Origin of the sequence: uncultured Sphingomonas sp. (assembly GCF_964021865.1) — a bacterium.
In the GTDB taxonomy this organism is placed as follows: domain Bacteria; phylum Pseudomonadota; class Alphaproteobacteria; order Sphingomonadales; family Sphingomonadaceae; genus Sphingomonas.
In genome coordinates this window covers 1-12,734 of the sequence record NZ_CAXIAM010000075.1, presented here as the reverse complement: position 1 = coordinate 12,734, position 12,734 = coordinate 1, and the positions used below count along the sequence as shown (strand labels likewise).

The 12,734-nt window shown below is 69.7% G+C and carries 13 protein-coding genes; 4 read left to right on the top strand and 9 right to left on the bottom strand.

Annotated features, from left to right (window positions below; all coding sequences use genetic code 11):
* The 3 genes from AADI75_RS14945 to AADI75_RS14935 form a co-directional block, all read right to left on the bottom strand.
* Window positions 1–286: AAA family ATPase (locus AADI75_RS14945; RefSeq protein WP_341209801.1), on the bottom strand; the 286-nt coding region annotated here is incomplete at its 3' end.
* A 55-nt stretch (window positions 287–341) separates the two neighbouring features.
* Window positions 342–635 carry a hypothetical protein gene (locus AADI75_RS14940; RefSeq protein WP_341209800.1) on the bottom strand — a complete coding sequence of 98 codons (294 nt, stop codon included), beginning with the start codon at window positions 633–635 and terminating at the stop codon, window positions 342–344.
* 127 nt (window positions 636–762) lie between these two features.
* Entirely contained in the window at window positions 763–1,410 is a 648-nt protein-coding gene (locus AADI75_RS14935; RefSeq protein WP_341209799.1) for a hypothetical protein, read from the bottom strand.
* A 114-nt stretch (window positions 1,411–1,524) separates the two neighbouring features.
* On the opposite strand from AADI75_RS14935, the gene ispH reads away from it, so the two are divergent.
* Genes ispH through rnhA form a run of 3 tightly spaced genes read left to right on the top strand, consistent with a single transcriptional unit; the run spans window position 1,525 to window position 3,924 of the window.
* Window positions 1,525–2,502, top strand: a complete 978-nt coding sequence (gene ispH, locus AADI75_RS14930; RefSeq protein ID WP_341209798.1) for a 4-hydroxy-3-methylbut-2-enyl diphosphate reductase — start codon at window positions 1,525–1,527, stop codon at window positions 2,500–2,502.
* A 10-nt stretch (window positions 2,503–2,512) separates the two neighbouring features.
* Complete coding sequence (thrB, locus tag AADI75_RS14925; RefSeq protein ID WP_341209797.1) at window positions 2,513–3,466, top strand: homoserine kinase; 954 nt, start codon at window positions 2,513–2,515, stop codon at window positions 3,464–3,466.
* Complete coding sequence (gene rnhA / locus AADI75_RS14920; RefSeq protein ID WP_341209796.1) at window positions 3,463–3,924, top strand: ribonuclease HI; 462 nt, start codon at window positions 3,463–3,465, stop codon at window positions 3,922–3,924. The genes thrB and rnhA overlap by 4 nt, the downstream gene beginning before the upstream one ends.
* 112 nt (window positions 3,925–4,036) lie before the next feature.
* Here rnhA and AADI75_RS14915 read toward each other — a convergent pair whose 3' ends face one another.
* The 6 genes from AADI75_RS14915 to AADI75_RS14890 all read right to left on the bottom strand — a co-directional run bounded on the left by AADI75_RS14915 (window position 4,037) and on the right by AADI75_RS14890 (window position 11,495).
* Window positions 4,037–5,365, bottom strand: coding sequence for an AarF/ABC1/UbiB kinase family protein (locus AADI75_RS14915; RefSeq protein WP_341209795.1), 1,329 nt, complete (start codon window positions 5,363–5,365; stop codon window positions 4,037–4,039).
* Between the two features lie 225 nt (window positions 5,366–5,590).
* Entirely contained in the window at window positions 5,591–6,430 is an 840-nt protein-coding gene (locus AADI75_RS14910) for a CoA ester lyase (RefSeq protein ID WP_341209794.1), read from the bottom strand.
* Complete coding sequence (locus tag AADI75_RS14905; RefSeq protein WP_341209793.1) at window positions 6,427–6,879, bottom strand: MaoC family dehydratase; 453 nt, start codon at window positions 6,877–6,879, stop codon at window positions 6,427–6,429. Before AADI75_RS14905 ends, AADI75_RS14910 begins: the two co-directional genes overlap by 4 nt.
* On the bottom strand, window positions 6,879–8,732 hold the full coding sequence (locus AADI75_RS14900; RefSeq protein WP_341209792.1) for a biotin carboxylase N-terminal domain-containing protein: 1,854 nt from the start codon (window positions 8,730–8,732) through the stop codon (window positions 6,879–6,881). Before AADI75_RS14900 ends, AADI75_RS14905 begins: the two co-directional genes overlap by 1 nt.
* Before the next feature lie 4 nt (window positions 8,733–8,736).
* On the bottom strand, window positions 8,737–10,332 hold the full coding sequence (locus tag AADI75_RS14895) for a carboxyl transferase domain-containing protein (protein WP_341209791.1): 1,596 nt from the start codon (window positions 10,330–10,332) through the stop codon (window positions 8,737–8,739).
* A complete protein-coding gene (locus AADI75_RS14890; RefSeq protein ID WP_341209790.1) occupies window positions 10,329–11,495 on the bottom strand; it encodes an acyl-CoA dehydrogenase family protein in 1,167 nt (388 codons plus the stop codon). The genes AADI75_RS14895 and AADI75_RS14890 overlap by 4 nt, the downstream gene beginning before the upstream one ends.
* Window positions 11,496–11,712: 217 nt before the next feature.
* On the opposite strand from AADI75_RS14890, the gene AADI75_RS14885 reads away from it, so the two are divergent.
* Window positions 11,713–12,555 carry a LysR family transcriptional regulator gene (locus tag AADI75_RS14885; RefSeq protein ID WP_341209789.1) on the top strand — a complete coding sequence of 281 codons (843 nt, stop codon included), beginning with the start codon at window positions 11,713–11,715 and terminating at the stop codon, window positions 12,553–12,555.
* Window positions 12,556–12,734: the final 179 nt, after the last annotated feature.

Genomic DNA, 12,734 nt, shown 5'->3' with positions numbered 1-12,734 from the left:
CCAGATCGCCCGATTTCGCGATCACCGGCCCGGACGTGGCGCGGAACCCGACCCCCATCTCGCGGGCGACGATCTGCGCCAATGTGGTCTTGCCCAGCCCGGGCGGGCCGAAGAACAGCACATGATCGAGCGCGTCGCCGCGCCCCTTCGCCGCCTCGATGAACACGCGCAGGTTCTCGCGCGCGGCCTTCTGCCCGACGAAATCATCCAACGTCTTGGGGCGCAGCGCGGCGTCGACGTCCTCGACGCGGCGCGCGGGCGAGATCAGGCGGTCGTCATCGGTCACGCTTCGTTCCGTAGCGAAGCCGGCGGCGGGGGCAAGTCCCCGTGCGCCCGCCGCGTCAGGCCAGCCGGTCGACGATCTGCCCACTCTGGCCGACACTCGGCCGCCCGCCGTACGTGACCGCGCCCGCCGACATGCTGTTGCGCAGCTTCTCCATCACGCGATCGAACTGGTCGAGCTGGTCGCTGGCCGTGCGGATCAGGCTGCCGGTCGAGTCGTCCGCAGGTGCCGTCGCGGCGGACTTGGCGGGGGTCGCGACCGTAACCTGCGCGACCGGCGCCGCCTGCGGGCGCGCGATCGGCATCGACCGCACGCTCGGCAAAGGGCTGGCAATCGGCGACAGGCTGCTCACGTCCACGTTCCTTCGGCAGCGATCCGCGGCTGCCGTCCGGTCACGTCATAATCACGCGAACCTTGCACAAAGATTGAACTGCCGAAACAATCCGCAACATTGACGGAAATATTCGGCCGCCCGTGGCTCAGCGCGTGGCGTTGTACCGCAGCTGGTCCTGCGTGAGCTGGAAGCCGACCAGCGCCTCGAACGATGACGAGGCGACCGCCTGACGCACCTTGGGGTCGGCAAGCGGATCGACCGCCGCATCCTCGTCGCCGGCCTTGCGACGGCGCGTCAGCCGGTCGCGGACGTCCTGCGGCAACGTCGCGGCGCTGCGCGCCACCGCGCTGCTCGCCTCGGCGCTGGTGGTGGCAACGCCCTGCCCCGCATCGAAATGCAGCCCGACCTGCGACACGCGCTTGGCGACCACCTGGCTGCCGCCGCGCGTGACGACGATGAAATAAGGCAAGGTCACGTCGCGCACGCCATCGGTGCGGGTGCGCCGCGCCCGCACGTCGAAGGTGACGCGCGTCGTCACGTCCGCGCCCTGATCGTCACAGGTCGACCGCACGTTGCTGATCGTCGCGACCACGTCGATCGCGGTGGCGGCGCGGCTGGCGGGCGGATCGAACAGCGTCACGTCACCGGTGCCCGCGGGCACGCCGACCGTCGGACAGGCGCTGCGGACCGCGGTGATGCCCGCACCCCCGCCGGAAACATCGATCTCCCCGCTCTTCGCGCATCCACCCACGAGCAGGAGGATCAGCGGAGCGGCGATTTGGCGAGCGTTCACAAACACAATCCCGGGCAATGGGCACAGATGATACGGCGCCGCGAAACGGCCCCGGGTCGTCGCCAGCATAGGAACCGTCTATCGCCGGAGCAAGCATTCGCGTAGAGCCGCCACATGGCCGATCCTGTCACCGACCCCGCCGCCACCCCCCGCCGCCCGCTGGAATTGCTGATCGCCGCGCCGCGCGGCTTCTGCGCCGGCGTCGACCGCGCGATCCGCATCGTCGAGCTGGCGATCGAGAAGCACGGCGCGCCGGTCTATGTCCGGCACGAGATCGTCCACAACAAGTTCGTCGTCGACTCGCTCAAAGCGAAGGGCGCGGTGTTCGTCGAGGAACTGGCCGAGGTGCCCGATGGCGCGCCGGTCGTCTTCTCCGCGCATGGCGTGCCCAAGTCGGTGCCCGCCGAGGCGCAGGGGCGCGGCCTCGACTATCTCGACGCGACCTGCCCGCTGGTGTCGAAGGTGCATCGCCAGGCCGAGCGGCTGGTCGAATCCGGCCGCCACATTCTCTTCATCGGCCATGCCGGCCACCCGGAGGTGATCGGCACCTTCGGCCAGGTCCCCGCAGGCGCGATGTCGCTGGTCGAGACGGTCGAGGATGTCGATACCCTGGTCGTTCCCGATCCGCTAAACCTGTCGTTCCTGACCCAGACGACGCTGTCGGTCGACGATACCGCCGCGATCGTCGCCGCGATCCACAGCCGCTTCCCCGCCATCCAGGCGCCGCGCGGCGAGGACATCTGCTACGCCACGTCCAACCGGCAGGCGGCGGTCAAGGCGATCGCCGACGCGTGCGACGCGGTGCTGGTGATCGGCGCGCCCAATTCGTCGAATTCGCTGCGGCTGGTCGAGGTCGCCGAGCGGCAGGGCATCCGCGCCGCCTTGATCCAGCGCGCCGCCGATCTCGACTGGTCGTTCCTCGACGGCGTCGGTACGCTGGGCATCACCGCCGGTGCGTCCGCGCCGGAATTGCTGGTGCGCGAGCTGGTCGACCGGCTGGCAACCCGCTTCGACGTGACCGAGCGCGAGGAAGAGACGACGCGCGAGACGATCGCGTTCAAGCTACCGCGCGGGCTCGACGCCGCCGCCTGACGCACGCACGATGGCCGTCTACACGCACGTCTCCGCCGAGGCGCTCGCCGCTTTCCTCCGTCGCTACGACGTCGGCGAGCTGGTGTCCGTCAAGGGCATCGCCGAGGGGGTGGAGAATTCCAACTACCTCGTCGACACCACCTCGGCGCGCTTCATCCTGACGCTCTATGAGAAGCGCGTCGCCGCGGCCGACCTGCCGTTCTTCATGGCGCTGCTCGATCATCTTGCCGCGCGCGGGTTGGCGGTGCCGCCGGCAATCCCCGATCGCGACGGCGCGGTGATCCAGACGCTGGAGGGCCGCCCGGCGTGCCTGATCCGCTTCCTGACCGGCGTGTCGGTATCGCACCCAACCCCCGCGCAGGCGCAGGCCGCGGCGACCGCGATGGGCGAGATGCATGCCGCGCTCGCCGACTTCCGCCAGACGCGCGTCAACTCGATGGGCATTGCGACATGGCGACCGCTGCTGGAGCGATGCGGACGCGATCTCGACACGATCCAGCCCGGCCTGTTCGACCGCGTCGACACCGCGCTGCGCGACGTCGAGCAGGCGTGGCCGCTCGACCTGCCGGTCAGCGCGATCCACGCCGACCTGTTCCCGGACAATGTGCTCATGCACGGCGACACCGTCACCGGGCTGATCGACTTCTATTTCGCCTGCACCGACGTGCGCGCCTATGACCTTGCGGTGATGCACTCGGCATGGACGTTCGACGCGAAGGGCGACAATCCCGACGCCGCGGTCGGCGCGGCGCTACTCGCCGGCTATACCGCCGCGTTCGGGCTCAGCGACGCCGAGCGCGCCGCGCTGCCGCTGCTGGCGCGCGGCGCCTGTATCCGCTTCCTGCTCAGCCGTGCGTGGGACTGGCTCCACACCCCCGCCGACGCGCTGGTGATGCGCAAGGACCCGCTCGCCTATCTCCGACGCCTCGACTGGTACGAAGCCCACCCGGAGGCGTTCGCATGACCGAGCTGACGCAGGTCGAGCTGTTCACCGACGGCGCGTGCAAGGGCAATCCCGGTCCCGGCGGCTGGGGCGCGGTGATCCGCGCTGGCAAGCACGAGAAGGAACTGGCCGGCGGCGAGCCGCTGACCACCAACAACCGCATGGAGCTGACCGCCGCGATCGCGGGGCTGAATGCGCTGACCCGCCCGTGCCGCGTGACGCTATCGACCGACAGCCGCTACGTCATGGACGGGCTGACCAAATGGATCCACGGCTGGCAGAAGAACGGCTGGAAAACCGCCGACAAGAAGCCGGTCAAAAACGCCGATCTCTGGCAGGCGCTGCTCGAGGCGGCCCGGCCACACCGCGTCGAATGGAAGTGGGTAAAGGGCCACGCCGGCCATCCCGAAAACGAACGTGCCGATCGCCTCGCGAGCGATGCGGCGGTCGAGGCGGGACGGACCAAGGCGACGGTCTGATCCGGCACCCCGAACCACACATCCTCGTCGGCCCGGACTTGATCCGGGACCCCGCTTCTTCCCAACGGTCGCGACCTAAAGCGGGACCCCGGATCAAGTCCGGGGTGACGATCTAACCCACCGCCGCCGCTGCGAGCCCCCGCACATCGACCCGCGCCTTCAGCCGCGCCGCGAGCAACGCCGTCCCGCTCACCTTGCGCTGCACGAACAGCGTCTCGACATGCGGCACGTGCCACGTCGTGCGATCCGCGATCATCGCTTTGGCTTCCTCGCGGACCACCGGCACGAACGCACGATCGCCGAAATCGAACGGCCCCGGCCGATTCAGCGCCTCGTCGATCGCCGCGATGATCCGGTCGATCGCGGGGCGATGCGCCGCCGCCGCCGCCGCGCCGAGAAAGCCGACCGCCACCGCCGTTTCGCGGATCGCGTCATGATCGCGCGCCAGCCCGGCCTCGATCAGCCGCCGATACCCCGCCGCCGTCTCCGCCGGTACGCGCCGCGCCGCGCCGAAATCGAGCAGCACCAGCGCGCCGGTTTCCGGCTGCCAGCGGTAATTGGCGAAATTCGGATCGGTCTGCATCACCCCGAATTCAAACAATTCGCGCAGCACCAGCGTGATGAGCGAGGTCATCGCCGCATCGCGCGCGTCCTGCGACGCCTCCTCCAGCGCCTCGATCGGCCGCCCGGCGACGAACTCCATCGCCAGCACGCGCTTCGTGGTCAGCGCCTCCTCCAGCGCCGGCACGACATAGCGCGCGTCCCCCGCCAGTCGCTCGCGGTACGCGCGCAGCTCTGCGCCCTCGCGGACATAATCCGCCTCTTCGGCGAGCTGCCGTTTGGCCTCTTCCAGCAACGGCTTGAGGTCGAGCGTCGCGGGCAACAGGCCCGACACGCGCAGCAGCGTCGCGACATTGTCGACATCGGCGCCGATGCTGTCGGCAACACCCGGATATTGCACCTTGATCGCGAGCAGCCGCCCGTCGGGCAGCGTCGCGCGATGCACCTGCCCGATCGACGCCGCGGCGACCGGCGACGCTTCGAAATGCCGGAAGCGCCGCCGCCAGTCCGCGCCCCATTCCTCGCGCAGCACCCGGTCTAGCTGTTGCGGCGGCATCCGGTACGCCTGGTTGCGGAGCTGGGCGAGGATCGTCTGCAACTCAGGCGGCAGCACGTCGCCCGCGTCCATCGAAATCATCTGCCCCAGCTTCATCGCCGCGCCGCGCAGGTGCGACAGCCGATCGGCAACCCGCGCCGCGTTGCCGGGGGTCAGGATCAGGTCGCCGACCTTGGGCCGCTCGCCGGCCGCGAGCCGCCGCGCGCCCTCCGCGAGCATCCCGCCCGCGGCCCCGCCGGCCGGCCGCCCGAACCCGCCGAGCCGCGCCAGCCGCCCGCTCGGCACCGCACGGTGGCGGGCCTTGGAAAGATCGTCATCCTGCATAGCCGCAGAGCGCGGGAGGATGGCGCGGAGTTCCCCGCCCACCCCGTCATCCCGGACCTGATCCGGAGTCCCGCTTCTTTTCGGCAGGCCCCGATTAACCTCCGTTCGTGCTGAGCTTGTCGAAGCACGTGTCGCGGGGCACGCCCTTCGACAAGCTCAGGGCGAACGGTTGCGTTGGCATGACCCGGCGACGATCGATGCAGTCCCGAAGCAACGACGGAAGGCTCACACCCGCGCCAGCAACCGCCGCGCCTGCACCAGATGCGGCGCGTCGATCATCTTGCCGTCCAGCTGCAACACCCCCGCCCCCGGGCTCGCCTCGAACGCCGCGACCACCGCCCGCGCCTGCGCCATCTGCGCCTCGGTCGGGGTAAAAGCGGCGTTAATCGTCGCGACCTGCGCCGGGTGGATCGCCATCATTCCCGTGAACCCGTCGCGCGCCGCCCGCGCCGCATAGCTTGCCAGACCCGCGTCATCCCGGAACGCCGGATAGACCGTCTCGATCGCCGCCACCCCCGCGGCATGCGCCGCGAACAACGCCAGCGACCGCGCCAACTCGTAAGGCGCGGTGAAGCGGCCGTCCTCTTCGCGACTGGTCGCCGCCCCGATCGCGGCCGGCAGGTCCTCCGCTCCCCATGTCAGCCCGGCGAGCGACACCCCGCACCCGGCATAGCTGCCGAGTTGGAAGATCGCCGCCGGCGTCTCGGTCGCGATCGGCAGGATCGGCGCGTCGATCTCCGCCGCCGCCATCCGCACCGCCAGATCGCGAACGCTCGCCGCCCCCTCCGCCTTCGGCAGCACGACCGCGTCCGGCGACAAGCCGCCGAGCGCTGCCAGATCCTCGTCGAGCAACGCCGTCCCCAGCGGATTGACGCGAACGAACACCGCCACGTCCCCGCGTGCCGCGCGCAAGCGCGCCGACACCGCCGCGCGCGCCGCCGCCTTGCCCGCCGGCGCGACCGCATCCTCCAGATCGAGGATCAGCGCATCCGCCCCGCTCGCGGCGGCCTTGTCGAACCGCTCGGGCCGGTCGCCGGGCACGAACAGCAGCGACCGCAGCCTCATGCCGCGCGCCGCTTCAACAATGCGGTGCGCAGGCATTGGCACACCACCTCGTCACGCTGGTTGAGCAGCCGATGCGCAAAGGTGACGATCCCCGCCTCCGGCCGCGAGCGACTGTCCTTCAGCGCATGGACCTCGCTTTCGGCGCGCAGCGTGTCGGCGATGAACACCGGCTTCGGCATCACCAGTTTGTCATAGCCGAGATTAGCGACCAGCGTCCCCAGCGTCGTGTCGCCGACCGACAGCCCGACCATCAGCGCGAAGGTGAAGGTACCGTTGACGAGGATCTGCCCGAACTCGCTCGCCTTCGCCGCCTCGGCATCGAGGTGGAGCGGTTGCGGATTGTGCGTCATCGTCGTGAACAGCAGATTGTCGGTTTCGGTCACGGTGCGGCGGATCTCATGGACGATCCGGTCGCCGACCTGCCACTCGTCATAATGCCGCCCGGCCATCATTCGTCTCCCGTGCTGATCCGCGCCAGCACCATGCCCTCGGTCACTTGCGCGCCCTCGACGACCTTCAGCTCGGCGACCACCCCGTCGAACGGCGCGAGCAGCGCCTGCTCCATCTTCATCGCCTCCAGCACCAGCAACCGCTCGCCGCGCGCGACGCGCTGCCCCTGTGCGACCGGCACCGCGATCACCCGCCCCGGCATCGGCGCGAGCAGCGCCCCATCGCCCTCGCTCGCCCCGGCGAGCTGATCCGCCCGCCGCGCACCGAACGGCCACGCCTCGCCGCCCGCGAACAGTACGCCACCGGCGACCTCCGCACCCGGCAACGGCGCCGGCGCGGCGACATAGGGCTGCCCCGCCACCTCCACCGCGACCTGCATCGCCGGCGCGGCATTGGCGCGGAACCCGCGCAATGCGGTCCACGGCGTCTCGCCCGCCGCCGGCAGCAACGACGCCGCCGCCGCCGCGACCACCGCCGCCGACGGCTCGGCCGCCGGGATCAGCGTCTCGGCATGACGCGCGATGAACCCGGTATCGACGCGCCCCGCCACGAAGTCGGGATGCGCCGCCGCGCGCGCCAGGAACGCGGCGTTGGTCCGCACCGGCCACACCTGCGTCCCCGCCGCTGCCGCTGCGAGCCGCTGCGCCGCCTGCGCGCGCGTCGCGCCATGCACGATCAGCTTGGCGATCATCGGGTCGTAATAGGGCGTCACCGCCCCATCCTCCTCGACCCCGCTGTCGACGCGCACGCCGTCAGGGAAGCGCAGCCGATCGAGCGGCCCGGTCGACGGCAGGAAGCCGGTCGACGGATTTTCGGCATAGAGCCGCGCCTCCATCGCCCAGCCGGTGATCGCCAGTTCGTCCTGCGTCTTTGGCAACCGCTCGCCGCTCGCGACGCGCAACTGCCACTCGACCAGATCCTGTCCGGTGATCGCCTCCGTGACGGGGTGCTCGACCTGCAGCCGCGTGTTCATCTCCATGAACCAGATGCGGTTCGCGCGCAGTCCTTCGGAGGCATCGGCGATGAACTCGATCGTCCCCGCCCCGACATAATCGACCGCTTTGGCCGCGCGCACCGCCGCGTCGCACACCGAAGCGCGCGTCGCCGCGTCCATCCCCGGCGCCGGCGCTTCCTCGATCACCTTCTGGTGCCGGCGTTGCAGCGAACAGTCGCGCTCGAACAGATGCACGACCTGCCCGTGCGTATCGCCGAACACCTGCACCTCGATATGGCGCGGTGACAGGATGTATTTTTCGATCAGCACCCGGGCATCGCCGAACGACGCCGCCGCCTCGCGCTGGCAACTCGCCAGCGCCTCGGCAAAATCGGCGGGCGCGTCGACCTGCCGCATCCCCTTGCCGCCGCCGCCCGCGACCGCCTTGATGAGCACCGGATAGCCGATCGCCTCCGCCTCGGCCCTCAGTCGGTCGGGCGACTGGTCCTCGCCCAGATAGCCCGGCGTCACCGGCACCCCCGCCGCGATCATCCGCGCCTTGGCGGCGTCCTTCAGCCCCATCGCGCGGATCGCCGCCGGCGGTGCGCCCACCCACACCAACCCGGCGGCGACCACCGCCTCGGCGAACTCGGCATTCTCGGACAGGAAGCCATAGCCGGGATGGATCGCCTCCGCGCCCGTAGCCCGCGCCGCGTCGAGCAGGCGATCCTGCCGCAGGTAACTGTCGGCGGCGGCGGCCGTGCCGATGCACACCGCTTCGTCCGCCTCGCGCACGAACGGCATGTCGGCGTCGACATCGGAATGGACCGCGATCGTGCGGATGCCCAGCGCGCGCGCGGTGCGCATGATGCGGCGCGCGATCTCGCCGCGATTGGCGATCAGGAGGCTCTCGATCATCGCGTCACATCCGGAACAGGCCGAACTGCGCGCGCTCGGGCACGGGCGCGTTCAGCGTGGCGGCAAAGGCGAGCCCGAGCACGTCGCGGGTCTGCACCGGATCGATGATCCCGTCGTCCCACAGCCGCGCGGTCGCATAATAAGGATTGCCCTCGTCTTCATATTTCTGGCGGATCGGCGCCTTGAAGCGCTCGGCCTCCTCGGGCGTCCACGTCTCGGCATCGCGATGCACCGTCGCCAGCACGCTCGCCGCCTGCTCGCCCCCCATCACCGAGATACGCGCATTCGGCCAGCTGAACAGGAACCGTGGGCTATAGGCCCGCCCGCACATCCCGTAATTGCCCGCCCCAAAGCTGCCGCCGATCAGCACGGTGATCTTCGGCACCGACGCGGTCGCAACCGCCGTCACCAGCTTCGCGCCGTTCTTCGCGATCCCCTCCGCCTCATATTTCCCGCCGACCATGAAGCCGGAGATATTCTGGAGGAACAGCAACGGAATGCGCCGCTGGCACGCCAGCTCGATGAAATGCGCGCCCTTCAGCGCCGACTCGCTGAACAACACGCCGTGGTTGGCCAGGATCGCGACCGGCATTCCCCAGAGATGCGCGAAACCGCACACCAGGGTGGTCCCATACAACGCCTTGAACTCGTGGAACTCCGAGCCGTCGACGATCCGCCCGATCACCTCGCGCACGTCATAGGGCGCACGCACGTCCTGCGGCACGATCCCGTACAATTCCTGCGCGTCGAGCAACGGCGCACGCGGCGCGGCCACCGCCACATCGGGCACCCGCGCTTTCCCCAGCGTCGCGACGATATCGCGCACGATCAACAGCGCATGTTCGTCATGCTCGGCGACATGATCGACCACGCCCGATCGCCGCGCATGCGTCTCCGCCCCGCCCAGCTCCTCGGCGGAGATCACCTCGCCCGTCGCCGCCTTCACCAGCGGCGGCCCGGCGAGGAAGATCGTCCCCTGATTGCGCACGATCACGCTTTCGTCGGACATCGCCGGCACATAGGCGCCGCCCGCGGTGCAGCTTCCCATCACGCACGCGACCTGCGCGATCCCCTCCGCCGACATCTGCGCCTGGTTGAAGAAGATCCGCCCGAAATGCTCGCGGTCGGGAAACACCTCGGCCTGATGCGGCAAATTCGCGCCGCCGCTGTCGACCAGATACAGGCACGGCAGCCGGTTCTCGCGCGCGATCTCCTGCGCGCGCAGATGCTTCTTCACCGTCATCGGGAAGTACGCGCCGCCCTTCACGGTCGGGTCGTTGGCGACGATCATGCATTCGCGCCCGCTCACCCGCCCGACGCCCGCGATCATCCCCGCGCCCGGCGCGTCATCGCCATACATGCCGTTCGCCGCCAGCGCGCCGATCTCCAGAAACGGCGCCGCCGGGTCGAGCAGCCGGTCGACCCGCTCGCGCGGCAACAGCTTCCCGCGCGCGACATGCCGTTCGCGATGCTGCGCCGATCCGCCCAGCGCGCTCTGCGCCACCTTCTCGCGCAACGCCGCCGCCAGCGCGCGGTTATGCGCGTCATTGGCCGCGAACGCCGCCGACCCCGTGTCGACCAGCGAGCGCAGAACGGTCATTGCGCCCTCGGCGCGTCGTGCCCGATCAACTCGCGCCCGATCAGCATCCGCCGCACCTCGTTGGTCCCCGCACCGATATCGAGCAACTTGGCGTCGCGCCAGTACCGCTCGACCGGCCAGTCCTTGGTGTAGCCGGCGCCGCCCAGCGCCTGGATCGCCTCGCCCGCGACCTTCACCGCGCTCTCCGAGGCGAGCAGGATACACCCTGCCGCATCGAAGCGCGTCGTCCGCCCCGCATCGCACGCCTTCGCCACCGCATAAACATACGCCCGCGCCGAATTGAGCGCGACATACATGTCGGCGACCTTCGCCTGCATCAGCTGGAACTCGCCGATCGCGCGCCCGAACTGCCGCCGCTCGCGGACATAGGGCAGCACCGTGTCGATACACGCCTGCATGATCCCGAGCTGGATGCCCGACAGCACGACGCGCTCGTAATCGAGCCCCGACATCAGCACCTTCACCCCGCCGTTCAGCGGTCCCATCACCTGCGCATCGGCGACAAAACAATCGTCGAACACCAGCTCGGCGGTCGGCGAGCCGCGCATTCCCAATTTGTCGATCTTCTGCCCGATCGAAAAACCGTCGAAGCCCTTCTCGATCAGGAACGCGGTGATCCCCTTCGACCCCGCCTCCACATCGGTCTTGGCATAGACGACCAGCGTATCGGCATAGGCCGCGTTGGTGATCCAGAACTTCGTTCCGTTCAGCCGCCACCCGCCGTCGACCTTCGTCGCGCGCAGCTTCATCGACACGACGTCCGACCCCGCCCCGACTTCCGACATCGCCAGACTGCCGACATGCTCGCCCGAGATCAGCTTCGGCAGATACCTGGCCTTCTGCTCAGCGGAACCCCAGCGCCGGATCTGGTTGACGCACAGATTGGAGTGCGCGCCATAGCTGAGCCCGATCGCCGCCGAGGCGCGGCTGACCTCCTCGCACGCGACCACATGCTCCAGATAGCCGAGCCCCAGCCCGCCATCGGCTTCCTCGACGGTGATGCCGTGCAGCCCGAGCGCGCCCATCTCCGGCCACAGCTCGCGCGCGAAGCGATCCTCGGCATCGACCTCGGCCGCGATCGGCGCGATCCGGTCGGCCGCAAAGCGCTGGACCGTCTCGCGGATCGTGTCCGCCATCTCGCCCAGACCGAAATCGAGGTCCATCGCTCTCTCCTATCCGTCGTCGCCCGTTTTCCGGGCCTCATCGGTCATCCCCCCACCCGTTCGCCCTGAGCTTGTCGAAGGGCGTGCCCCAGGAACACGTGCTTCGACAGGCTCAGCACGAACGGGAGAGGAAGGCCGCTCGCGTGCGGTATCCTCTACAGCGCCAGCCACTCCCCGCAAAATTGAAACACGCCGAAGCTGGGTATAGATACCGTCTATGATCGACCGCTACCACCTCCGCTATTTTCTCGCGGTGGTCGACACCGGCAATTTCTCGCGCGCCGCCGCCGCGTGCAACGTCGCGCAGCCCACGCTGTCGGTCGGCATCGCGCGGCTGGAGGCATCGCTCGGCCGCACGCTCTTCAACCGCACCAACCGCCGCGTCGCCCTGACCGACGCCGGTGCCGGACTGCTCGCGCACGCCCGCGCGATCGAGAGCGGGTTCGCCGCCGCCGAGCGCGCGGTTTCCGGCACCGCCTCCGCCCCGCTCTTGCGGCTCGGTGTGCTGACCACGATCCCGCGCCACTGGATCGAACGCTGGCTGGCGGCGCGCAGCGGCGACCGCGTCGAACTGGTCGAGGGCAACGAGCGCGACCTGCGCGCACGCCTCGCACGCGGGCGGATCGACGCCGCGCTGACGATCCTGCGCGACGGCGACGATCGCAGCGCCGGGCAGCATCTGCGCACCGAAGGCTATGCGCTGGCGATCGGCGCAACGCATCCGCTCGCCGGACGGACCTCCCTCGGCGCCGAGGACATCGCGCGCGAGCCGATGATCGTCCGCCGCCATTGCGAGATGCTGTCCGAAACCAGCCGCTTCTTCACCGCACGCGGCATCCGCCCGTTCTTCCCGGCGCGCACCACCAGCGACGACCGCGCGCTGTCGCACGTCCGCGCGCGGCTGGGGATCACAGTGATGCCGGAGAGCTTCCGCGCCGATGGGGTGGCGCGCGTGCCGCTCGAGGATTTCGACGCCACCCGCGACGTCGGTCTGGTCTTCGCCGCGCACGCCCCACCCGACGCCGCGCTGATCGCCGGCTTGCGAGAGGCGGTAACCTAAAGTTTGATCCACCCGGCTTGAACCGATTTCCACCGTCGCCCCGGCGAAGGCCGGGGCCCAGTTGGGAAGGCCAAAGAAAGTAGGCGAAACCTGCATCGTGAGCGTCCTACAACTGGACCCCGGCCTTCGCCGGGGCGGCGCTTCAGCTTGCAGGGATCATACTCCAAGTGGGCCGTCAG

Coding starts and splice junctions, on each gene's coding strand:
- ispH (WP_341209798.1), top strand. CDS start 1,525: ATGGCCGATCCTGTCACCGACCCCGCCGCCACCCCCCGCCGCCCGCTG.
- thrB (WP_341209797.1), top strand. CDS start 2,513: ATGGCCGTCTACACGCACGTCTCCGCCGAGGCGCTCGCCGCTTTCCTC.
- rnhA (WP_341209796.1), top strand. CDS start 3,463: ATGACCGAGCTGACGCAGGTCGAGCTGTTCACCGACGGCGCGTGCAAG.
- AADI75_RS14915 (WP_341209795.1), bottom strand. CDS start 5,365: ATGCAGGATGACGATCTTTCCAAGGCCCGCCACCGTGCGGTGCCGAGC.
- AADI75_RS14910 (WP_341209794.1), bottom strand. CDS start 6,430: ATGAGGCTGCGGTCGCTGCTGTTCGTGCCCGGCGACCGGCCCGAGCGG.
- AADI75_RS14905 (WP_341209793.1), bottom strand. CDS start 6,879: ATGGCCGGGCGGCATTATGACGAGTGGCAGGTCGGCGACCGGATCGTC.
- AADI75_RS14900 (WP_341209792.1), bottom strand. CDS start 8,732: ATGATCGAGAGCCTCCTGATCGCCAATCGCGGCGAGATCGCGCGCCGC.
- AADI75_RS14895 (WP_341209791.1), bottom strand. CDS start 10,332: ATGACCGTTCTGCGCTCGCTGGTCGACACGGGGTCGGCGGCGTTCGCG.
- AADI75_RS14890 (WP_341209790.1), bottom strand. CDS start 11,495: ATGGACCTCGATTTCGGTCTGGGCGAGATGGCGGACACGATCCGCGAG.
- AADI75_RS14885 (WP_341209789.1), top strand. CDS start 11,713: ATGATCGACCGCTACCACCTCCGCTATTTTCTCGCGGTGGTCGACACC.